Origin of the sequence: Paracoccus jiaweipingae (assembly GCF_044335505.1) — a bacterium.
GTDB lineage: Bacteria > Pseudomonadota > Alphaproteobacteria > Rhodobacterales > Rhodobacteraceae > Paracoccus.
This window is the reverse complement of sequence record NZ_JBISBS010000003.1, coordinates 93,129-114,600: the sequence shown is the minus strand read 5'-3', so window position 1 is coordinate 114,600 and position 21,472 is coordinate 93,129. Positions and strand designations below refer to the sequence as shown.

The 21,472-nt window shown below is 65.3% G+C and carries 22 protein-coding genes and 1 tRNA gene; 9 read left to right on the top strand and 14 right to left on the bottom strand.

Annotation, left to right across the window (positions count from 1 at the left end; all coding sequences use genetic code 11):
• The first annotated feature begins 42 nt into the window (after nt 1-42).
• Complete coding sequence (gene aat, locus ACFXP9_RS06680; RefSeq protein ID WP_397207242.1) at nt 43-672, top strand: leucyl/phenylalanyl-tRNA--protein transferase; 630 nt, start codon at nt 43-45, stop codon at nt 670-672.
• On the opposite strand, the gene ACFXP9_RS06675 is transcribed toward aat, so the two are convergent.
• From ACFXP9_RS06675 to ACFXP9_RS06655, 5 genes are all read right to left on the bottom strand, one after another.
• Nucleotides 585-1,004, bottom strand: coding sequence for a DUF2155 domain-containing protein (locus tag ACFXP9_RS06675; RefSeq protein ID WP_397207244.1), 420 nt, complete (start codon nt 1,002-1,004; stop codon nt 585-587). The genes aat and ACFXP9_RS06675 overlap by 88 nt on opposite strands.
• Nucleotides 1,001-1,459, bottom strand: coding sequence for an outer membrane lipid asymmetry maintenance protein MlaD (gene mlaD, locus ACFXP9_RS06670; protein ID WP_397207246.1), 459 nt, complete (start codon nt 1,457-1,459; stop codon nt 1,001-1,003). Before mlaD ends, ACFXP9_RS06675 begins: the two co-directional genes overlap by 4 nt.
• A gap of 10 nt (nt 1,460-1,469) precedes the next feature.
• Complete coding sequence (locus tag ACFXP9_RS06665; RefSeq protein ID WP_397207248.1) at nt 1,470-1,844, bottom strand: NADH:ubiquinone oxidoreductase subunit NDUFA12; 375 nt, start codon at nt 1,842-1,844, stop codon at nt 1,470-1,472.
• Nucleotides 1,845-1,952: 108 nt separating this feature from the next.
• Nucleotides 1,953-3,221 carry an ATP-dependent Clp protease ATP-binding subunit ClpX gene (clpX, locus tag ACFXP9_RS06660; protein ID WP_397207250.1) on the bottom strand — a complete coding sequence of 423 codons (1,269 nt, stop codon included), beginning with the start codon at nt 3,219-3,221 and terminating at the stop codon, nt 1,953-1,955.
• Between the two features lie 123 nt (nt 3,222-3,344).
• Nucleotides 3,345-3,977, bottom strand: coding sequence for an ATP-dependent Clp protease proteolytic subunit (locus tag ACFXP9_RS06655; protein ID WP_397207252.1), 633 nt, complete (start codon nt 3,975-3,977; stop codon nt 3,345-3,347).
• 174 nt (nt 3,978-4,151) lie between these two features.
• On the opposite strand from ACFXP9_RS06655, the gene pth reads away from it, so the two are divergent.
• Together pth and ACFXP9_RS06645 are read left to right on the top strand one after the other, a co-directional pair.
• On the top strand, nt 4,152-4,952 hold the full coding sequence (gene pth, locus ACFXP9_RS06650; RefSeq protein WP_397207254.1) for an aminoacyl-tRNA hydrolase: 801 nt from the start codon (nt 4,152-4,154) through the stop codon (nt 4,950-4,952).
• 122 nt (nt 4,953-5,074) lie between these two features.
• Nucleotides 5,075-5,464 carry a DUF2237 family protein gene (locus tag ACFXP9_RS06645; RefSeq protein ID WP_397207256.1) on the top strand — a complete coding sequence of 130 codons (390 nt, stop codon included), beginning with the start codon at nt 5,075-5,077 and terminating at the stop codon, nt 5,462-5,464.
• Between the two features lie 16 nt (nt 5,465-5,480).
• On the opposite strand, the gene ACFXP9_RS06640 is transcribed toward ACFXP9_RS06645, so the two are convergent.
• The gene (locus ACFXP9_RS06640) at nt 5,481-5,969 is read right to left on the bottom strand and encodes a type II toxin-antitoxin system RatA family toxin (RefSeq protein ID WP_397207259.1); all 489 of its coding nucleotides are present in this window, start codon (nt 5,967-5,969) and stop codon (nt 5,481-5,483) included.
• 50 nt (nt 5,970-6,019) lie between these two features.
• Here ACFXP9_RS06640 and ACFXP9_RS06635 point away from each other — a divergent pair, with 50 nt between their 5' ends.
• On the top strand, nt 6,020-6,205 hold the full coding sequence (locus tag ACFXP9_RS06635; protein ID WP_397207261.1) for a hypothetical protein: 186 nt from the start codon (nt 6,020-6,022) through the stop codon (nt 6,203-6,205).
• Nucleotides 6,206-6,264: 59 nt separating this feature from the next.
• Here ACFXP9_RS06635 and ypfJ read toward each other — a convergent pair whose 3' ends face one another.
• Complete coding sequence (gene ypfJ, locus ACFXP9_RS06630) at nt 6,265-7,116, bottom strand: KPN_02809 family neutral zinc metallopeptidase (protein ID WP_397207263.1); 852 nt, start codon at nt 7,114-7,116, stop codon at nt 6,265-6,267.
• Nucleotides 7,117-7,279: 163 nt separating this feature from the next.
• Here ypfJ and ACFXP9_RS06625 point away from each other — a divergent pair, with 163 nt between their 5' ends.
• From ACFXP9_RS06625 to ACFXP9_RS06610, 4 genes are all read left to right on the top strand, one after another.
• On the top strand, nt 7,280-7,858 hold the full coding sequence (locus ACFXP9_RS06625; RefSeq protein WP_397207265.1) for a YqaA family protein: 579 nt from the start codon (nt 7,280-7,282) through the stop codon (nt 7,856-7,858).
• The gene (locus ACFXP9_RS06620) at nt 7,858-8,340 is read left to right on the top strand and encodes a disulfide bond formation protein B (protein ID WP_397207267.1); all 483 of its coding nucleotides are present in this window, start codon (nt 7,858-7,860) and stop codon (nt 8,338-8,340) included. The genes ACFXP9_RS06625 and ACFXP9_RS06620 overlap by 1 nt, the downstream gene beginning before the upstream one ends.
• A 73-nt stretch (nt 8,341-8,413) precedes the next feature.
• The gene (gene gyrA, locus ACFXP9_RS06615; protein WP_397207269.1) at nt 8,414-11,254 is read left to right on the top strand and encodes a DNA gyrase subunit A; all 2,841 of its coding nucleotides are present in this window, start codon (nt 8,414-8,416) and stop codon (nt 11,252-11,254) included.
• A 192-nt stretch (nt 11,255-11,446) separates the two neighbouring features.
• On the top strand, nt 11,447-12,502 hold the full coding sequence (locus tag ACFXP9_RS06610) for an AI-2E family transporter (RefSeq protein WP_397207271.1): 1,056 nt from the start codon (nt 11,447-11,449) through the stop codon (nt 12,500-12,502).
• A gap of 189 nt (nt 12,503-12,691) precedes the next feature.
• Here ACFXP9_RS06610 and ACFXP9_RS06605 read toward each other — a convergent pair whose 3' ends face one another.
• The 3 genes from ACFXP9_RS06605 to ACFXP9_RS06595 all read right to left on the bottom strand — a co-directional run bounded on the left by ACFXP9_RS06605 (nt 12,692) and on the right by ACFXP9_RS06595 (nt 17,498).
• A complete protein-coding gene (locus ACFXP9_RS06605) occupies nt 12,692-15,217 on the bottom strand; it encodes a DUF3772 domain-containing protein (protein ID WP_397207273.1) in 2,526 nt (841 codons plus the stop codon).
• Between the two features lie 45 nt (nt 15,218-15,262).
• Nucleotides 15,263-16,294: a cysteine synthase A gene (locus tag ACFXP9_RS06600; protein WP_397207275.1), complete on the bottom strand. Its 1,032-nt coding sequence runs from the start codon at nt 16,292-16,294 to the stop codon at nt 15,263-15,265.
• Nucleotides 16,295-16,412: 118 nt separating this feature from the next.
• Nucleotides 16,413-17,498: an NUDIX domain-containing protein gene (locus ACFXP9_RS06595; RefSeq protein ID WP_397207277.1), complete on the bottom strand. Its 1,086-nt coding sequence runs from the start codon at nt 17,496-17,498 to the stop codon at nt 16,413-16,415.
• A 177-nt stretch (nt 17,499-17,675) separates the two neighbouring features.
• On the opposite strand from ACFXP9_RS06595, the gene ACFXP9_RS06590 reads away from it, so the two are divergent.
• Nucleotides 17,676-17,765: transfer RNA gene (locus tag ACFXP9_RS06590), tRNA-Ser, on the top strand.
• 71 nt (nt 17,766-17,836) lie between these two features.
• Here the strand turns inward: ACFXP9_RS06590 and ACFXP9_RS06585 are convergent.
• The 4 genes from ACFXP9_RS06585 to ACFXP9_RS06570 are packed head-to-tail and all read right to left on the bottom strand — an operon-like array spanning nt 17,837 to nt 21,468.
• Nucleotides 17,837-18,097, bottom strand: a complete 261-nt coding sequence (locus ACFXP9_RS06585) for a cytochrome C oxidase subunit IV family protein (protein WP_397207278.1) — start codon at nt 18,095-18,097, stop codon at nt 17,837-17,839.
• A gap of 3 nt (nt 18,098-18,100) precedes the next feature.
• Nucleotides 18,101-18,721 carry a cytochrome c oxidase subunit 3 gene (locus ACFXP9_RS06580; RefSeq protein WP_397207280.1) on the bottom strand — a complete coding sequence of 207 codons (621 nt, stop codon included), beginning with the start codon at nt 18,719-18,721 and terminating at the stop codon, nt 18,101-18,103.
• Nucleotides 18,718-20,652: a nitric oxide reductase activation protein NorD gene (locus ACFXP9_RS06575; RefSeq protein WP_397207282.1), complete on the bottom strand. Its 1,935-nt coding sequence runs from the start codon at nt 20,650-20,652 to the stop codon at nt 18,718-18,720. Before ACFXP9_RS06575 ends, ACFXP9_RS06580 begins: the two co-directional genes overlap by 4 nt.
• Before the next feature lie 9 nt (nt 20,653-20,661).
• Entirely contained in the window at nt 20,662-21,468 is an 807-nt protein-coding gene (locus ACFXP9_RS06570) for a CbbQ/NirQ/NorQ/GpvN family protein (protein WP_397207284.1), read from the bottom strand.
• Between the last annotated feature and the right edge of the window lie 4 nt (nt 21,469-21,472).

The window sequence follows — 21,472 nt, the reverse complement described above, 5'->3', positions numbered from 1 at the left end:
ACGGCCCGCCTGCACGGCGGGCTTTTTCGTCCCGGTCTGCCCATGCTGACGGCGCGGCAGATGCTGGCGGGCTATGCCGCCGGGGTGTTCCCGATGGCCGATTCCGCCGATGACCCGGACCTGTCATGGTATGACCCGCCGCTGCGCGGGGTGTTGCCGGTGGGGGGTGTCCATGCCTCGCGCTCGCTACGGCGCAGTCTGCGGCGGGGCGGCTGGTCGGCCAGCATCAACCGCGATTTTGACGCGGTGCTGGCGGGCTGTGCCGACCGCCCCGAGACCTGGATCAACGCGCCGCTGGCCGATCTGTATCGCCAGTTACACGCAGCCGGATATACGCATTCGCTGGAAATCTGGCGTGATGGCGCGCTGGCGGGCGGGTTGTTCGGGGTCACGCTAGGGGGCGCCTTCTTTGGCGAAAGCATGTTTTCGCGCCGCAGCGATGCCTCGAAACTGGCGCTGCTGTGGCTGTCGCAGCATCTGCGCGCGCGGGGGTTCGCCCTGTGCGACACCCAGTTTCTGACCCCGCATCTGGCCAGCCTTGGCGGGCAACAGATCAGCCGCGATGCCTATCGCGCGCGGCTGGCCTATTCGCTGACGCTGTCGCCAGCGGGGTTTGCAGCAGAAGTACCGGATGCGGAATCGTTGCTGCACGACATTACCCAGATGTCATAACGCGCATCATCCAGCGCCGACAGGGCCGGGGATGACGCGATCATCCAACCCGAAAACACGGTCTTGTTCGCGGCGCGGTCATCAATGGTCAGTTCCGCAAAGGCGTCGCTGCTGGGGTCGTCGGCAGGAAAGCGGCATTCGGCCAGATGCACCCGCAGCCGGCCGTAATCGACCGTATCCCCGACCGCCAGCGCCAGATCGGTGGTCTGACCCGACACTTTGTCCAGCCCGCGCAGTATCGCCCCCTGCCCGCGCGCAGTCAGCCCGGACTGGCCAAGGGCCGGGACAAGCAGAAGGGTCAGCGTCAGGCAACTGGCGAACAGGGTTTTCATGATTCGTCACCGGCGGATTTGGAATCGACAAATTTCATCATCAGCGAAATCAGGCTGACCGCGCCCTGCACATCCTCGATCTCGTCACCGGGCCTCAGATCGTCGGGGGCGCCGCCCGGTTGCAGCGCGATATAGGCGCCGCCAAGCAGGCCGTCGCTTTCGATGATGGCGGCACTGTCCGAGGCCAGCACAATCTCCGCCGGCAGGTCCAGCACCACGTCGGCCAGATAATTCTGCGCCGGGTCCAGCACCACATCCGCCACCCGGCCTACGCGCACGCCCGAGATGCGGATATCGGTGCCGCGTTCGATCCCGTCCACATCGGGAAAACGCGCGTGCAACTGATAACGCGCGCCGCCAAGGGCCGATGGCCCGCCAAGCGCCCATGCCAGAAACCCGCCCGCCACCAGCAGAACCAGCCCGCCGGTGATCAGCTCGGCACGATGTCCGGGCATCGACACCCGCTTACTCCGGCTGCCAGGCTTCGTAATCCTTGCGGGCTTTGGGTTCAGCGAAATACAGCGAGCCTTCGGGACGATAGGCGGCGGTGCTGCCGGTCAGGTTTTCGTGATGCGGCTGTTCCCACGGCTGATGCGCCAGCGGTTCCTTGCTGGGGGGCTGATCGAACGTGTGGTGCAGCCAGCCATGCCAGTCTGGCGACACGCGGCTGGCCTCGGCCTCGCCGTTATAGATCACCCAGCGACGTGTGGCGTCTTTGTTCTGGTAAAAGATATTGCCCTGCGCGTCCTCACCGACCCTGGTGCCATAAAGCCAGGTCCAGACCTGCGTGTTCAGCGTCTGGCTGTTCCACCAGGTCAGGATACGGTCAACGAGAAACATGGCAACGCCCTCCGAGTGCTAGCTGTCCGCGATATGCCCCAACCGGATGGAAAGGTCCAGCATCGCGGATGATCCGGCAGCGCGTGAACGCTGCCGGGAAATGCATGGTCAGCCTGCCGACGCGCTTTCCTTGGCGCCGGTCTTGGCGTGGATGATCAGCGGCTTGGCGGCGGTCATATCGACCGCCTCTTCGTTGACGACCACTTCTTCGACGCTGTCCATACCAGGCAGCTCGAACATGGTATCCAGCAGGATGTCTTCCATGATCGACCGCAGGCCCCGCGCCCCGGTTTTGCGCTTGATGGCCCGCCGGGCGATGGCTTTCAGCGCGTCCTCGGTAAAGGTCAGCTTCACGTCCTCAAGCTCGAACAGACGCTGATATTGCTTGACCAGCGCGTTTTTAGGCTTGGTTAGGATGGTGATCAGCGCGTCCTCATCCAGATCGGTCAGCGTGGCAATGACCGGCAGGCGACCGACGAATTCGGGGATCAGACCGAATTTCAGCAGATCCTCAGGCTCAAGCTGTTTGAACAGCTCGCCCACGCCGCGATCGTCATTATCCTTGACATCGGCCCCGAACCCCATGGCCGAGCCTTTGTTGCGCTGTGCGATAATCCGGTCCAGCCCGGCAAAGGCACCGCCACAGACAAACAGGATATTGGTCGTGTCGACTTGCAGGAATTCCTGCTGCGGATGCTTGCGCCCGCCCTGCGGTGGCACCGAGGCAACCGTGCCTTCCATGATTTTCAGCAGCGCCTGCTGCACCCCCTCGCCCGAGACGTCGCGGGTAATGCTGGGATTGTCAGACTTGCGGGTGATCTTATCGACCTCGTCAATATAGACGATGCCGCGCTGCACCCGTTCGACATTATATTCGCTGGCCTGCAACAGCTTGAGGATAATGTTCTCGACATCCTCACCGACATAGCCGGCCTCGGTCAGCGTGGTCGCATCGGCCATGGTAAAGGGCACATCCAGAATCCGCGCCAGCGTCTGTGCCAGCAGCGTCTTGCCGGACCCGGTCGGGCCGATCAGCAGAATGTTGGACTTGGCCAGTTCGATATCGTTTTTCGAACTGTTATTCAGGCGCTTATAGTGGTTATGCACCGCAACCGACAGCACCCGTTTGGCATGTTCCTGCCCGATCACGTAATCATCCAGAAACTGGCTGATCTCGCGCGGGGTGGGCACACCTTCGCCCGAACGGATGCCGCTGGACTTGGTTTCCTCGCGGATAATGTCCATGCACAATTCGACGCATTCATCGCAGATGAACACCGTCGGACCCGCGATCAGTTTGCGGACCTCATGCTGGCTTTTGCCGCAAAAGCTGCAATACAGCGTGTTCTTGCTGTCGCCACCGCTTTTTTCCGCCATCTATTTACCTCGCTTGCCGGATCGTCGCGTCGCTGCGCGCCCCACCGGCCCAGTTCCGTTCCGCGCCATGCGCCGGACCCGCCCAGTTTAAAGGGGCGGCGGCGCTGTCACAATACGGTCCGTTTATTTCTTTTCCGCCTCGGCCTTGCCGCGCGATGACAGGATCTCGTCGATCAGGCCCCAGTCCATGGCTTCTTCGGGGGACATGAAGCGATCGCGTTCCAGCGCCTCCTCGACCTCGGGCAGGGTGCGACCGGTATGTTTGACGTAAATCTCGTTCAGGCGCCGCTTGAGCTTTTCGGTCTCGCGCGCGTGAATCATGATGTCGGTGGCCTGGCCCTGAAAACCGCCCGAGGGCTGGTGCACCATCACCCGGCTGTTGGGCAGTGAATAGCGCATCCCCTTTTCGCCCGCCGCCAGCAACAGCGACCCCATTGACGCCGCCTGCCCCACGACAAGTGTCGAGATACGCGGGCGGATGTATTGCATCGTGTCATAGATCGACAGGCCCGCGGTCACCACGCCGCCGGGGCTGTTGATATACATGCTGATTTCCTTGTTGGGGTTTTCCGCCTCAAGAAACAGCAATTGCGCGCAGATCAGCGTCGCCATGCCGTCATGAACCGGACCCGACAAGAAGATAATGCGTTCCTTCAGCAGGCGCGAAAAAATATCATAGGCCCGTTCCCCGCGCGAGGTCTGTTCGACCACCATGGGAACAAGCGTGTTCATATAAAATTCTGCCGGATTGGTCATTCTGCGCTTCCTGCCTGCAACTTGTGTCCTTCGCGATTCGGGCCCATCGGGGCGTTGTGCCCCCCTGTCCTAACAGCGAAAAGTTGACAGAGTCTTAGTAACGCCTGCCCTGATCCGCAAGTGATGGAAAAAAATCTGCGCCGCCGTTAACCTGATGTAAAGAAGGAGCAGGTTATGAAGCTGATCGTCGGACTTGGTAATCCCGGTGGAAAATATGAAAAGAACCGCCACAATATCGGCTTTATGGCCCTTGATCGTATCGCCGCCGATCACGCGATCGGCCCGTGGAAGCCCCGCTTCAGTGCCCTGATGGCCGAGGGGCGGCTGGGGTCGCAACGTGTCGCGCTGCTGAAACCGCAGACCTTCATGAACCTGTCGGGGCAATCGGTGGGCGAGGCGATGCGATACCTGCGGCTGACGCCGGACGATGTGGTCGTGCTGCATGACGAACTGGACCTTGCGCCGGGCAAAATGCGGGTCAAGACCGGGGGCGGTCATGCCGGGCATAATGGCTTGCGGTCAATCCATCAGCATATTGGCGCGGCTTATCACCGCGTCCGGCTGGGGGTCGGCCATCCCGGCGACAAGAACCGGGTGTCGGGCTATGTCCTGTCGGATTTCGCCAAATCCGATGCCGATTGGCTGGACGATCTGCTGCGCGGGGTGACGGATGGGGCGGCGCGACTGGCGGCGGGCGACTGGGCCGGCTTTGCAAACGCGGTCGCGGCCCGCACCGCACCGGCCCGTAACAGCGGCACCGCAGGGCGCGGCGCGGCTGAAACCGGGGCCGCCCCCCGGTCGGGACCGGATGGCAACGGCGGGCAAGCGGCGCAACCTGCGCCACCCCCCGCCGGCGCGGGGGCGCAGGATCAGGGGCGCGGTGATGCGATGGACAAAGCGCACTCCGGGGCCAGGGATCAGGCGGCAGGTGGCATGGCCGGGCGGCTGAAGGCACTGGCGGCCCGGTTCAGCTGATACCGTGTGGTGCGGAATACATGGCCGGATGTGGCCGTCACGACACGGGTTTTCCGCGAACAGATCTGTCCCCGGATCAAATGGTTGCGGGATGGTGCGCGCAGGCGCGAAAGGAAAAGGTGATGACATCTGAAAGACGCGCATCGGTGAATGTGCTTGGCGGCCCGTTGCAGCCTTGTTCGCTGGACCCGCTGAGCGGGTTTTATCGCAATGGGTGCTGCGATACCGGTCCCGATGATCGCGGCAGTCACACGGTCTGTGTCATCGTCACAGCCGAATTTCTGGCGCTGTCGAAATATCTGGGCAACGACCTTAGCACGCCGCGTCCCGAATGGGGCTTTCCCGGCCTGAAACCGGGCGATCGCTGGTGCCTGTGTGCCAGCCGCTTTTTGCAGGCCGCGCAGGAATATGCGGCGCCAAAGGTGGTTCTGGCCGCCACCCACGAGGCCGCGCAAGACATTGTGCCACTGGCGCTGCTGCACCGTCATGCGGTCGATGCGCCGCAAGCCTGAACCGGTGGCGGGGGCGTCAGGCGTCGCGGGCCGGAATGGCGCCGCCGGGGCCGTAAAGCTGGTGCGCGCGGGCCTCGAAGGCGCGCACGATGCGGCCCATCGCCTCGGCAAAGACCACGCCGATCACCTTGCGCAGCAAGGCGTTGCGGAATTCGAAATCGACAAAGAAATCGACCCGGCAGGCGGGTGCCGCGGGCGTTCCCAGATCGGTGAATTGCCAGCCGCTTTTGAGGTATTCGAACGGCCCGTCCAGATATTCGGTGTCGATGCGCAGATCCTGCGGCCACAATGTGACGCGGCTGCCGAAACGCTCTCGGAAGACCTTGAAGCTGATGACCAGATCGGCCTCGATCACCTCGGCGCCATCGGGGCGGGTCTGGCGCGTGCGGATGCGGGCGGCGCTGTTCCACGGCAAAAAGCGGGGATAGCTTTCCACATCGGCCACCAGATCATACATCTGTCGGGCCGAATAGGGCAGAACGCGGGAATCACGGGATTGGGGCAAGCTCGCCTCGTTACTGTTAGGTTGCCGCTGATTAGCAAAAGGAACGCCGGATGAACAACCTCAACTGGCTGGTGCGTGCGGCGCGCTGGGTGCGTAACCCGCCTTCGCCGCGCATGGTCAAGCTGGTCTTTGCTATCATTCTGGCGGGGCTGGCCCTGTTGGCGCTGGAAAAGGCCGGGATGTGGCCCGACTGGGCCAGGGTCGAACGCAATCAGGGCCTGCGCCTGTCACGCTGAGGGCCGGACCGGACCGACGCGCCACAGGCTGCGCGCATCGGTCGCATCCGGCGCGGCGTTTACAGCCCGGCCTCGCGGAAGGTGTTGCACTGGTCAATATGACCCGACTGGAAGCCGCGGCGGAACCATGCCTGACGGTCGGCGGCGCTGCCATGGGTAAAGCTGTCGGGCATCGGCGCGCGCCCGGCCTTTTGCTGGATCACATCATCGCCCACGGCGCGGGCGGCATTGATGGCCTCGTCCAGATCGCCCGGTTCGATGCTGCCGAAACGGTCACCGGTCTGACGCGCCCAGATCCCGGCAAAGCAATCGGCCTGAAGTTCGGTCAGAACGGACAGGGCGTTGCTGTCGCGGCTGCTGGCGGCGCTGCGCATCTTGTTGACCTGCGGCAGAATGCCCAACAGGTTCTGGACGTGGTGACCGACCTCATGCGCGATGACATAGGCGGCGGCGAAATCGCCCCCGGCATTCATCCGCTGCGCCATCACCTTGAAGAAATCGGTATCCAGATAGACCTTCTGATCGCCGGGGCAATAAAACGGCCCCATCGCCGCCGAGGCCCCGCCGCAGGCCGATTGCACCGCCCCCGAAAACAGCACCAGACGCGGTTCGGCATAGTCCCGCCCGGCCTGATCGGGCAGAACGGCGTGCCAGACCTCTTCTGTGTCGGCCAGCACCACTGAGACGAATTCGCCATATTGGCGTTCCTCGTCGGTCAGGGCGCGGGTCTGGCCGCTTTGCGCCGGTTGCTGGTCCAGCCCGCGCATGATCGGCGTGATGTCGATGCCGAAGAAATAGCCAAAGGCCAGCACCGCCAGCACCCCCACCAGCCCCATGCCGCCCGCACCTGCGGTGGTAATGCCCCGCCGGTCCTCGATATTGCGGCTGCCCCGCCGTCCGCGCCATTGCATATGCGTTTTCCCCCGATTTTCTCTGTCGCCAAGCGCGACCCGTGCTTGCGCCGCCAATCCCACCGGCGTGTCCGGTAACGTATTCGCGCCTTGACGGTTCCGTCCAGCCTTGCGATGCCGGGCGCCAGAGTGCAAGCGGAACCGGGCCGCAAGGGGAAACAGCATGTTACGGCGTCTTTACGACTGGACGATGGGTCTGGCGGGGCATCGCCACGCCATGTGGGCGCTGTTTGCGGTGGCCTTTATCGAAAGCTCGTTCTTTCCGATCCCGCCCGATGTGCTGTTGATCCCGATGGTGCTGGCAATGCGCCCGGCATGGGCGCGTATCGCGCTGGTGGCAACGGCAGGGTCGGTCATTGGCGGTCTGTTCGGCTATTGGATCGGGGCGGTGCTGATGGACAGCTGGGGTCACGCCATCCTCAGCTTTTATGGCAAGGAAAGCGCTTTCGCGCAGATCTCGGATCGCTTTGCGCAATGGGGCGGATGGGCGGTGCTGATCGCCGGGGTGACGCCGTTTCCCTATAAGGTGATCACCATCTTCTCGGGGGCGGTGCATCTGTCGCTGCCGCTGTTCATCACCGTGTCGGTCGTGGCGCGGGCGCTGCGGTTCTTTGTCGTGGCCTGGCTGTTATGGCGCTTTGGCCCGCCGATCCGCGATTTTATCGAGCGCCGGCTGGGGTTGTTGTTCACCCTGCTTGTCGCCGGTCTGCTGGCCGGGTTCATTGCCGTGAGGTATATCTGATGCCGATCCATGATCTGTCCCCGCGTTCGCTGATCGCCCTTGCCGGGGCTGGCTCGGCCGTGCTGCTGCTGGCGGCGCTGATGTTTCAGGCGGCGGGCTATGCGCCCTGCGATCTGTGCATCCTGCAACGCTGGCCGCATCTGGCGGCGGCGCTGATTGCGGCGGCAACGTGGTTTCTGGGCCTGCCCGCGCGGCGGATGGCGGTGCTGGGGGCCGGGGCTGCGGCGGTGGCCATGGGGCTGGCCTTTTACCACACCGGGGTTGAACAGCACTGGTGGGCCGGTCCGGCCGATTGCACCGGCGCGACCAATATTGGCGGCATGTCGGTGCAAGACCTGATGACCCGCATCCAGTCGGCGCCAATGGTGCGCTGCGACGAGGTCGCCTTCAGCCTGTTTGGCGTTTCCATGGCGGGGTGGAATGCGCTGGCCTCTTCGGGGCTGGTGGCGGTCTGGCTGCTGGCGGCGCTGCGCCGCGACTGAGGGCGCAAGCGGCGATTGCGCCCAAGGGCGGGGGAAGCTATACCCGGTGGCAACAAGATATTGAGGCAAACCCGTGGCTGATACCCCTGAAAACGACCTGCCGGACAGCGAAGAAACCGGCGCCGAGGCGCGCCCGGTCATGGCCCATGACGGCCCGCTGATCTCCATCTCGGAGGAGATGAAATCATCGTATCTGGATTATGCGATGTCGGTCATTGTCAGCCGCGCCATTCCTGACCTGCGCGACGGGCTGAAGCCGGTGCACCGCCGCATCCTGTATGCCATGCACGAGGCCGGCAACAGCTTTGACAAGCCTTACCGCAAATCGGCGCGTCCGGTGGGCGATGTGATGGGGAAATATCACCCCCATGGCGATGCCGCGATCTATGACGCCCTGGTGCGGATGGCGCAGGACTTTTCCATGTCGCTGCCGCTGCTGGACGGTCAGGGCAATTTCGGCTCGATGGATGGCGACAGCCCCGCCGCCATGCGCTATACCGAGGTGCGCATGGCCAGGGCGGCGAACTGGCTGCTGGCCGATATCGACAAGGACACCGTCGATTTTCAGGACAATTACGACGGCAAGGACCGCGAACCGACGGTGCTGCCGGCGCGGTTTCCCAACATGCTGGTCAATGGCGCGGGCGGCATCGCCGTCGGCATGGCGACCAATATTCCGCCGCATAACCTGGGCGAGGTCGTCGACGCCACGCTGGCCCTGATCCGCGAGCCTGACCTGCCGACCGAGCGCCTGCTGGAGATGATCCCCGGTCCCGATTTCCCGACCGGCGGGCTGATCCTTGGCCGGTCCGGGGCGCGCAAGGCCTATCTGGAAGGGCGCGGCAGCATCGTGGTGCGCGCCAAAACCCGCGTCGAGGAGATCCGCAAGGACCGCTTTGCCATCATTCTGGACGAGATCCCCTATCAGGTGAACAAGGCCACGCTGATCGAAAAGATCGCGGAACTGGCCAAGGAAAAGCGCATCGAGGGCATCGCCCATGTGCAGGACGAATCCGACCGCATCGGCGTGCGCGTGGTGATCGAGCTGAAACGCGACGCCACCCCCGAGGTTGTGCTGAACCAGCTGTTCCGCTTTACCCAGATGCAGACCAGCTTTGGGGCCAATATGCTGGCGCTGAACGGTGGCCGCCCCGAGCAACTGGCCCTGCGCGATTTCCTGACCCATTTCATTGCCTTCCGCGAAGAGGTCGTCGCCCGCCGCACCGCGTTCGAACTGCGCAAGGCGCGCGAACGCAGCCATATCCTGTGCGGTCTGGCCGTGGCCGTCAGCAATGTCGACGAGGTCGTGGCCACCATCCGCGCCAGCCGTGACGCCGCCGAGGCGCGCGAAAAGCTGATGACGCGGCGCTGGCCCGCCCACGAGATCGTCGAATATCTGCGCCTGATCGACGACCCGCTGCACCCGGTCAATGACGACGGCACCTATAACCTGTCCGAGGTTCAGGCCCGCGCCATTCTGGACCTGCGCCTGCAACGCCTGACCCAGATCGGCGTTCAGGAAGTCACCGACGAATTGCAGGAACTGGCGGAAAAGATCCGCGACTATCTGGCCATCCTCGCCTCGCGCGAGCGGATCATGGCGATCATCAGCGACGAACTGCTTGAGGTCAAAGACCTGTTCGCCGTCCCCCGCCGGACCGAGATCAGCGACTGGGCCGGCGATCTGGACGACGAAGACCTGATCGAACGCGAGGATATGGTCGTCACCATCACCTCGGGCGGGTATATCAAGCGCACGCCGCTGACCGATTTCCGCGCCCAACGCCGCGGCGGCAAGGGCGTGGGCGGCATGGCCACGAAAGAGGATGACGTCGTCACCACCCTGTTCGTCGCCAATACCCATACAGAACTGTTGTTCTTTACCACCGACGGCATGGTTTACCGGCTGAAATGCTGGCGTCTGCCGCTTGGCGGGCGCAATGCGCGGGGCAAGGCGCTGGTCAACCTGCTGCCCATCGCCGCCGGCACCAGCATTGCCGCGCTGATGCCCGTCGACGCCCCCGAGGCGGAATGGGAAAATTACCAGATCGTCTTTGCAACCTCGGAAGGGACGGTGCGCAAGAACGCGCTGTCCGATTTCACCAATGTCATGCGCAACGGCAAGATCGCCATGCGGCTGGAGGGCGATGTCAAGCTGATCGACGTGCGCATCTGTTCCGCTGCCGATGACATCATGCTGGTGACCGCGCGCGGTCGCGCCATTCGCTTCCCGACCACAGATGTGCGCCTGTTCAAGGGCCGCACGGCAGCGGGGGTGCGTGGCATCCGCCTGCATGACGGTGATGCGGTGGTGTCGCTGTCGGTGATCCGCCATTTCGAGGCCGACCCCGCCGAACGCGCCGCCTATCTGAAGATGCGCCGCGCCGTGGCCGGGGCGCTGGATGACGGCGCCGAGGCGGACGAGGATGACGAAGCCGTGGCAGATGCCGCCATCACCCCCGAACGCTATGCCCAGATGTCGGCGGCCGAGGATCTGATCCTGACCATCACCGCAAAAGGCGCGGGCAAGATCAGCTCGTCCCATGATTACCCGGTGCGCGGACGCGGCGGTCAGGGTGTCACCGCGATGGACAAGGCCATGCGCGGCGGCAGTTTGGTGGCCAGCTTCCCGGTTGCCGGCGATGACCAGATCATGCTGGCCACCAGCACCGGCCAGTCGATCCGGGTGCCGGTCGCGGGCATCAGCTTCCGTTCACGCAGCGCCGGCGGGGTTCGGGTCTTTAACACCGCCGAGGGCGAAGAGGTCGTGTCCGTCGCCCGCATCGCGGATCAGGGCGAACAACCCGATCCCGAGGACGGCACGGATACGGGGGCGGATCTGGGCGACAGCGGTCATTCCGGCAACGGCGTTGCTGACACCGGCGATACGGGCAGCGGCGACACGGATCTGTGACGCCTGCGCTGACGCGGCATCGTGATCGCGTCAGCGACCCGGCATGGCGGGCAATGCGCAGCGCGTCCCACAGGGCGGACCGGCCACAGCCCCCCTGCACCGCCCCTGCCCGGCCAGCCCGCCCTTGCATTCGCGGCCCCGCGCGGGCGATAGTCGGCCAGGGGACGCCTTTCCATCGGGGGACAGACACGCGTGACAGGTGATTCAGTTTTGCGCGAGCGGTTGCAGACCGGTTTTCTGGGGATCATCGCTTTCGCGCTGCTTCTGTTTTTGCTGGTGCAGGCCCGTTTCATGCTGATCGCGCTGGCCATCGCCATTATCATCTTTTCGCTGACCTCGGATGCCATCGGTGCGATTGCGCGCCAGCGGGTGCCCAACTGGCTGGCCACCGTGGCGGCGCTGGTGCTGATCACCGGCGGTGTGCTGTGGGGGGCGGCGACCGTGGTCAGTCAGGTCAACCAGATTGTCTATACCTCGATCGGCTATGCCGAACAGATCCAGCGCGCCCTGCCCGGCCTGCTGAAATGGCTGTCGCCCGACGCCCGCGCCGCCATCGAGGCCGCAATGGCCAATGTCAACCTGACCGGCTGGATCAGGTCGCTGGCGGGTCAGGCCTCGAACCTGATGTCGGGGGCGATTCTGATCGTGCTGTTCGTGGGCTTCATGTTTGCCGAACGCGCCTATTTCCCGGCCAAGGTCGAAAGCCTGACCGGCGATCATGACAGCGCCCTGCATGTGCGCCGCATCACGGCCAGCATCATGCGCCGGGTGAACCGTTATCTGGTGGTCAAAACCGCGGTCAGCGCGGTGACCGCCGGGCTGGTCTGGGCGATTTTCACCAGTGCCGGGCTGGACCTTGCCGGGCCGATCGCGATGCTGACCTTTATTCTGAACTTCATTCCCTCGGTCGGCTCGATCATTGCCACGCTGATCGCGGTGCTGCTGGTTTTCGTGCAGTCGGGCGATCTGACGGTGACGCTGCTGGTGGGGGCTGGTTGTGTGCTGGTGCAGTTCGTCATCGGCAATGTGCTGGACCCGATGCTGCTGGGTCAGACGCTGCGGCTGTCCAGCTTTGGCATCATCCTGTCGCTGGCCTTCTGGGGCGCGGTCTGGGGCATTCCGGGGATGTTTCTGGCGGTGCCGATCATGGTGGCGCTGATGATCGTGTGTTCCCAGATCCACTGGCTGCGTCCGGTGGCGGTGCTGTTATCGCGCGAGGGGCTGCCCGATGACGGCCTGTCGGGCTGAACCGGTGGCCCACAGGGAATGACCACAAACGGGCAGGCCCAAACCCGCCCGCTGTGCCGTTTTACCCCCCGGATGTTTGACAGCCATGGCACTTGGCCGATGCCGCCGTCACGCCCCCGCCATGGAAAAAAGGGACAGGCTGTGCGGCCTGTCCCTTTCCATCTGTCATGGCCTGCCCGGTCGGGGCGCTTAACGCCCGTCGCCGCCATCACCACCGGCATCGGGCGCATCAGGCAGGTCGCTTTCGCTGGCATTATCTGCCGGGTTGCCGGACCCGCGCACGGGCTGGCGCTGATGCGGCGACGGCTGACCTGCGGCGGTCGCGTCCGGGGCTTTCTGTGCCTCGCGCTCTTCCACGGCTTTGGGCAGCAACCCGGCATTGCGCAGCGCCTCGGTCAGCACCTCGGGGTTGCGCAGGCGCAGGTCGCGCTGTGCAAAGGGAATTTCGATCCCCGCGTCGTTCAACTGGGCATAGATCTGGTGGCGTATTTCCGACTGCACCCCCAGCCCGCCATTGATGTCCGAGACGATACAGCGCACCTCGAAATCCAGCCCGTCGGCACCAAAGCCGGTAAACAGCACCGTCGGCGCCGGGTTGATCAGCACCGTGGGCTGATCCTCGGCCACGCGCATCAGAATATCGGCCACCTGCCGGGTGTCGCTGCCATAGGCCACGCTGACCTGAACGATGATGCGCCCGGTCAGGCTGCCGCGGGTCCAGTTGGTCACCGCCTGCGTGATCAGGTCCGAATTGGGGACGATCACCTCGGTCTTGTCAAAGGTCTGGATGCGGGTTGACCGCACAGCGATGCGTTTGACAATTCCCTGCCGGCCACCGGCGTCGATCCAGTCACCGACCGTCACCGGGCGTTCGATCAGCAAAATGATCCCGGACACGAAGTTCGAGACGATATTCTGCATCCCGAAACCGATCCCGACCGACAGCGCCCCGGCAACGATGGCCAGCGATGACAGGTCGATCCCGGCGCTGGTAATGGCCAGCATCGCGGCCAGAAACATGCCCAGATAACCCAGACCCGAAATCGCCGCATTCTGTGCGCCGTCATCCAGCCGCGTCTTGGGCAGGATCGAGCTGCGAAACGCCCCCTGCACCAGCCGGGTCACGGTCAGGCCAAGGAAGAACACGATAATAAAGGTCAGCACCTTACCCGGCGACAGCCGGATACCGCCAAGCACCACGCCCTGCTGGAACTGGGCCCAGAATTCCTGAATATCGGCCGGGCGCGCGCCCCAGATCAGCGCAAAGACCGGCAGCGACAGCAGCACCAGCGCAAAGCCGATCAGCACCGGTGCCAGCGCCTCGCGCGCGCCTTCCTTGCCACGACGCAGCATGACATACAGATCAGCGATGAAATCCTGCAATACGATCAGAATACCGATCAGCCCCAGCGACATGATCACCGGCCACAAAATGGCATTGGCGGCGCTGACATAGCCGATGGCCGCCAGCACCGGCGCCACCAGCGCCGACAAAACCGCAAAGCCACCCACGAAAGACACCAGCCGCACACGATAGCTGACGCTTTCGGAATCGACATGGCGCGAGGTGCGGCGCAGGATCTGACCCAGACGGAACAGCACCAGCGCGGCCACACAGATCAGCGGGAAAAAGATCACCGCGCTGGCCATATCGGCCACGCGATAGGGGATCAGGTCGTCTTCCGGCACCAGCCGCAGCCCGGCCACCGGCAGAATGGAATTGGTCAGAAAGTCATACAGCGCCAGCAGCAGCGTCAGGATGAAGGCGTGGTAACGCGCCTCGATCCGGCGCGGTGTCGGCAGCGGCAGCGGCAGGTCGCCATCGTCATGGCGCGGAAACACGCGCGAGATCAGCCAGCGCCCCAGAAAGATTGTGACCGCCGCCACCGGCAGCGCGAATAACAGCGGCTCGCCCCATTGCCCGAACAGCCCGGTCAGCGACAGCGCGATCACCCCCAGCACCACCCCCGCCATCGGCAGCACGATCTGGATCAGCGACACCAGAAAATCGACTGCCGCGCGCGAACTGTCCGAGGCCCGCTTGGACAGCCGCCCCGGCAGGGTGTCGACCCAGCGCCGCCCCACCGTCAGCAGCAAAAGCGCCCCCAGCAACAGCCCGCCAATCGCCGGCCCGTTGGATTTCAGCGCATCATCCCAGCCCTTGCGCCCGGCGCGCTGGGTCTGTTCATCGACCAGCCCCTTGCCGATGTCACGCGCCGCCTGCCAGGCCGAGGGCCAGTTGACCGGGTTCAGCGGCGAGGGCGACAGCCGCATCAGCGCCATGGCCTGCCGGTCGCGCAATTGTTTGTCGATCTGCTGAACGATGGCATCGGCGCGGCTGAAGGCCTCGACCGCGGCCAGCCGGGGGGCCTGCGCCTTGGACAGTTGCTCGTTCAGCTCTTTGCGGCGGGCGGCGATGTCCTCGGCCTCGGCTTCGCCCTCTTTCGGGGCCGGTCCCAAAGCCTTGATCTGGTCGTTCAGCGTGGCGATCCGGGGGGCGTTGGTGCCCTTGGCGGACTGGAACTTGTCGCGCCATTTGACCACATCGGCGCGCATGGTTTCCAGCCGGCCATCGGGGGCGGACCCACCCTCGAGCACGGTTTCCACCTGCCCGGCCAGCTTTTCCCAGCGGGCGTAATCGACCTGTGGGTCGTCCTGCGCCATGGCGGGCACCGACAGCGCAAGCGACAGGACCATCGCCAGAACGGCAATCATGAAACGGGCCGCGGGCACGGCGGAAAACATGCGGATCACGGGAAATCAGTCCTCGAACACGGTGGGCAGATCGGCGGCACCGGCCTCAAGCCATTGCGGCACCGGCAGGCCCTTGCCGCGCAGGAAGGCGGGGTTCCACAGCTTGGTCTGGTAACGGTTGCCGGGGTCGCACAGCACGGTGACGATGGTTTTGCCCGGTCCCATCTGGCGGGCCATGCGCATCGCCCCGGCAATGTTGATCGCGGACGATCCGCCAAGCACCAGCCCCTCGTCCCGCGCAAGGTCGAACAGCAGCGGCAGCGCCTCGGCATCCGGGATGCGCCAGGCCATGTCGGGGGTGAACCCGTCCAGATTGGCGGTGATACGCCCCTGCCCGATGCCTTCGGTGATGGACGAGCCGGGGCTTTCGAACACCCCTTGCGTGTAATAGCTGAACAGCGCCGCGCCCTCGGGGTCGGCCAGACCGATCTGCACGCCCTTGGGTTGCAGCGCCATCGCCACCCCCGCCAGCGTCCCGCCCGAACCGACCGCGCAGGTAAAGCCGTCGACCCGGCCCTGAAGCTGGTCCCAGACCTCAGGTCCTGTGGTTTCCAGATGCGCCTGACGGTTGGCGATATTGTCGAACTGATTGGCCCAGATCGCACCATTGGGTTCGCTGGCCGCCAGCTTTTCGGCCAGCCGCCCGGAATAGCGGACGTAATTATTGGGGTTTTTGTAAGGTGCGGCGGGAACCTCGACCAGCGTGGCCCCGGCCAGCCGCAGCATGTCCTTTTTTTCCTGACTTTGGGTTTCGGGAATCACGATCACGCTGCGAAACCCCATCGAGGCCCCCACCAGCGACAGCCCGATACCGGTATTGCCGGCGGTGCCCTCGACAATGGTGCCGCCGGGTTTCAGATCGCCGCGCGCGATGGCATCGCGGATGATGAACAGCGCCGCGCGGTCCTTGACCGACTGGCCGGGATTCATGAATTCGGCCTTGCCCCAGATCTCGCAGCCGGTCTCCTCGGAGGCGCGGCGCAGCCGGATCAGCGGGGTATGACCGATGGCAGAGGCAAGGTCAGGGCAAACGCGCATATCGGGGCCTTTCGGTTAACGGTTCTGCCGGTCCGGCCGGCCTGTTTGCCCCAGACCTAACATGGCGCAAATTGCCGCCACAAGCCCGCCGGGGGCCGGGCCGCCCTGCACAACCGCGTCACAATTGCGCGCGCAGCTGCGCCAGCCCGGCCCGCAGCCAATAGGCCAGAATCAGCAGCGGCCCGTTGCGAATGTCGCCCCGGTCGACCAGCCGGTCCAGATCGCTGCGCGCGATCAGATGACCGCGAATATCCTCGGCCTCGGTTTCCAGCCCGTGAATGCCCGCCACCCCATCGGGCAGGTCGGCGCGGGCGATGAACAAAAAGATGCGTTCGCCCACGGCGGCGGGGCTGGGGTAATGCGTCGGGCCGGGGATCAGGCGGCCAAGGGTCAGGCCGGTTTCCTCGGCGGCCTCGCGCCGGGCGGCGGCCTCGGGGGTCTCGCCCGCGTCGATGCGCCCGGCGATGGTTTCCAGCAACCACGGCTGCGGATCGCCCATGGCCAGCGGCGCGGCCCGCAACTGGTCGATCAGCAGCACCCGGTCACGCAGCGGGTCATAGGGCAGCACCACCACCGCATCGCCCATCGCAAACACCGCGCGCGACACCGGCGCGCTGGTGCCGCCATCATGGCGGCGATGGCGCAGGTCCAGTTCCTGCACCGCGAAAAACCGCGCATAGGGCTGGCGGCGGGCCGTGACCCGAACCCGCGCCGGGTCGGGCGCCCCCAGCAGATCGGGCGCCGGGGCCTGCTGTGCCGCCGCCCGCAGGCAGGACCCGGCCCAGATCCCGATCATGGCCAGCCGTGCCGCAATCTGGTCCGGCGGGCGATGCGATTCGGTGGTGGTGACGATCCGGGCAATGCGGGCGGCCTGTTCGGCCGGCCAGACGCCGGGGCCGGGTTGCGGCGCCTGCGCGGCCAGACCCAGCACCTGCACCCCGTCACAATTCTGCGGATGCAGGCCGAACACCTGCGCATACAGCCGCAGCGCCGCATTCACCCCCACCCGAACCGCCGTCAGCGGCTGCGAACCGGGCTGCCACATCGGCCAGCCGTCACGCACCAGCCCCGCCCGCGGCGATGGCGTCAGCACCCCGGTCAGGGCCAGCGCCTGCCCGGTCAGCCCCAGCGCCGCCAGCATAAGCGGATGCGCCAGCGGCCCGGCCAGCACAACCTGTTCCGTGATCTGGTCCTGTTCGTGCATGGCGCGCCCCCTGATCTGTCGCCGCGACAATGCGGCGCTTGCGACAGCCCTATCATCGCCCGGACGGGCCTGACAGCAAGCCACCGGAATTTTTCACATTCCCGTCGTTTTTTGCCGCCTGCCCCCTTGCGCTTGGCGGCAACTGCCTCTAAATCCCGCCTCCACCACACCAAGCGCGGAGAGGTGCCGGAGTGGTCGAACGGGGCGGTCTCGAAAACCGTTGAGCCTTCACGGGTTCCGTGGGTTCGAATCCCACCCTCTCCGCCATTTTTCTTTTCGAAACGGCGCCTTATCCTGAAGACCAGAGGTCGCGGTTTAACGGGCTGTCGGCGCTTGCCTTAACCGGCCAGAAACAGCCCTGCGGCCATCACCGCGAACCCGGTCAGGGCGGCGTGAAAGCCCCGGCGCCAGCGTGGTGCGCTGCGCAGTTCCAGATAATCGTCCAGAATCAACACCGCCTTGGCCAGCGCGATGGACAGGATCAACAGCCCCGCCGCCTGAACCGGCCAGCCGCGCAGGCTTGGCAGCAACAGTGCCACCAGTGTCGAAGCCAGCGACAGCGCGATCAGGAACATCCAGGCGCGGGTGATGCGGTCCATGGCTTACCTCAGCAAATAGATGACGGGAAACAGCAGCACCCAGACCAGATCGACCATGTGCCAGAATTGCGCGCCCGCCTGCACGCCGTTGCGGCTGGGGCGGATCGCCACCAGCGCCAGGATCAGCATCCCCGCAAGAACATGCGCGGCGTGAAAGCCGGTCAGCAGGAAGTAAAAGGTGAAAAACCGGTTGCTGTCGATGCCGATCCCCTGACCGATGGCATCGGCATATTCGACCGCTTTCAAGGCCAGAAACACCCCGCCAAGCGCGATGGCCGCCGCCAGCCATGCCCGGCAGCGCATCGCCTGCCCGACCACATGCAGCGCCCGCGCCGCACAAAAGCCGGAACTGACCAGCACCACGGTGTTCAGCCCGGCGGCGGCGCGGTGCAGATGGTCCTGCGATTGGGCGAACAGCGCCGGGTCCAGCAGGCGCAGCACCAGAAAGACCAGCAACCCGGCGCCGAATACTGCCAGTTCGCTGATGATCAGCACCCACAGCACCAATTCGCCGGGCAGTTCCGTCAACAGCCCGCCCTTGGCGCCGCGCGCAGTCGGGCCGCTTTCCGGGCCGGCGCCATTGCCGGGGCCGGGGCCGGCATCCGGGTCCGTCGCCCCGGTCATGCGCCGACCAGCTGGCGATAGATTTCGGGCAGGGCCGCGGTCAGGCGGTCGGGATGCGGGATCAGCGCAAAGCCCCCCTGCCCGAAGATGCGTGGAAACCATGCCTTGCCATCGTGATCGACGGTAATGCCGAAAACGGCATGACCGGCGCGGCGGGCCTCGCGCACGGCGCGGGCGCTGTCCTCGATCCCGTGGCGGCCTTCGTAATGGTCAAGGTCATTGGGCTTGCCATCTGTGATGACCAGCAGCAGCCGACGCTTGCGCGACTGGCTGGCCAGACCGGCGCTGGCATGGCGGATGCCCGCCCCCAGACGGGTATAAAAACAGGGCCGCAGACCGGCGATGCGATGTTCGATATCGCGGGTCATGGCTTCGTCAAAGCGCTTGCATTCGGTCACAAATACCCGGTCGCGTTTCAGAGAGGAAAACGCGTTGATCGCGAAACTGTCGCCGCAGGCATCCAGCCCCCAGGCCAGCGCGGCAAGGGCCTCGCGTTCGATGTCGATCACCGCGCGCCCGGTCACCGCGCTTTCGGTCGAGCGCGAAATATCCAGCAGGATCGAGACCGCCAGATCGCGCGCCACGGGCCGCGACTGACGCCAGATGCGGTCGCTGCCCTGCCCGCTGGCGCGGATCTCGGTGGCCGAACGCACCGCCAGTTCCACATCCAGATCGTCGCCATCGCGATGGCCGGTGGTGATGACGCGACCGGGGCGAAGGGCCTCGAACTGGCGGCGCACGGCGCGGATGCGGCGCTGTGCGGCGGGGTCGGCCAGACCGTCATGGCCGGGTTCTGCGGGTTCGGCGGGGTTGACCAGCACCCGCACATGATCGGGCAGGTAAACCCCGCGCCGCGCGTCCCATTCGGGATAGGTCAGCCTGCCCCCCAGCTTTTCGCGGTCGGCATCCTCGGGGGCAAGGTCCAGATGCAGCTTCAGCCGCGTCGCCGGGGCCTTGCTGATCTGGCCCAGACCCAGTTCGTCCTGATCGTCGGCGGCCTTTTTCGCATCATCCTGATCGTCATCATCGACACGGCGGTTCAGGTTCAGGAATTCGGCCCATTGCAGGATCGCCTCGAATTTATGGAAGATCAGGCTGTCGCGGCGTTCGGCCAGATCGGCCTTGCGGCGGCGGGCGCGCATAGTCTTTTCGCTGTGGCTTTCCTCGGGGGTGCCGTCGGTGTCGCGGGTTTCGACGGTGTCGGCATCCGACAGCGCCGCCGCCCCCAGATCGGGCCACAGCACCACCGGGCGCATCGGGCGGTAACCGCGCGGCGCGGTCTGGCTGGCGGGGTCGTCCAGCGCCGTCAGCAGGGCACGGGCGACATCGTCCAGCGGCGCGGGGTCGCGCAGCAGGTGGCGGATGACGGCCTCGAGCGCGGCCTCGGTCGGGGGCAGCGCGGGCTGCGGACGCTGCGCCAGCACCACGGCGGACAGATCGGCATAAAGCCCCGCCAGCCCCGGCGCATCGGCCAGCGTCGCGTTCAGCATTGCCCGCGCCGCCGCCAGATGCGCCAGATCGCGCGCCAGCGGGTCGTCCAGCGGCGCCGGCAGCACCCCATGCGCCGCCGCCGCCGTCAGCCACAGATACAGCGCCGCATTGGCCTGTGGCGTCGGAAACACCGCCAGCGATTGCGGCAGACGCAGGGTGCCGCCGTCAAAGCTGGCCTGTGGCAGGGCCTCGGCCTCGGTCGCCAGACGGCGGCGCCAGCTGATGCGGTGATGGGTGATGCGGTCGGCCATGGGTCGGATATCGACCCCATGCGCCCCACCCAGACCGCGAAAGAGAACTGCCAGCCGACCGGCGACCTGGGACAGGTCGACGCGGGCTTCGTCATACGCCAGTGGCGCGTCCAGACGGCTGGCATAGCTGTGCCACAGTTTCCCGACGCTTTCTTCGGGTTCCCATGGCTCGAACTCGATCCGTGACATCGCCTGGCCTCACCCGAACACGGCGGTGACCAGATCGAGCAGCCCGCGCTTGACATCGGCGTCGTCGGTCAGCGGCTCGATCATCGCGGCCTCGATGGCGCGGTTGACGGGCATTCCCTGCGCGATCAGCGTCGCGGCATAGACGACCAGCCGGGTGGAGACGCCTTCCTCAAGATCCTGCCCTTTCAGCGCCCGCAGCTTGCCCGCCAGCCGCACCAGCGCGGCGGTGCGGTCCTGATCCAGACCGCTTTCGGTGGCGACGATGCGGGTTTCCTGCGCGGCGGCGGGAAAGTCGAAATCCAGCGCGACAAAGCGCTGCCGGGTCGAAGGTTTCAGCGTTTTCAGGATGTTCTGGTATCCGGGGTTATAGCTGGCCACCAGCATAAAGCCGGGGGCGGCCTGCAATTCCTCGCCGGTGCGGTCGATGGGCAGGATGCGGCGGTCATCGGTCAGCGGGTGCAGCACGACGGTCACGTCCTTGCGGGCCTCGACGACCTCGTCAAGGTAACAGATCGCGCCTTCACGCACGGCGCGGGTCAGCGGGCCATCGACCCAGACCGTTTCACCGCCTTTCAGCAAAAACCGCCCGATCAGGTCGGCCGCCGACAGGTCGTCATGGCAGGCCACCGTATAAAGCGACCGCCCCAGACGCGCGGCCATATGGGCGACAAAGCGGGTCTTGCCGCAGCCGGTCGGCCCTTTCAGCAGCACCGGCAGGTCATTGGCCGCCGCCGCCTGAAACACCGCAACCTCGTCCGATTGCGGCAGATAGAAGGGGGCGTCAACCGCCCCCCCGACAGATATGTGGGCATTCATCGGC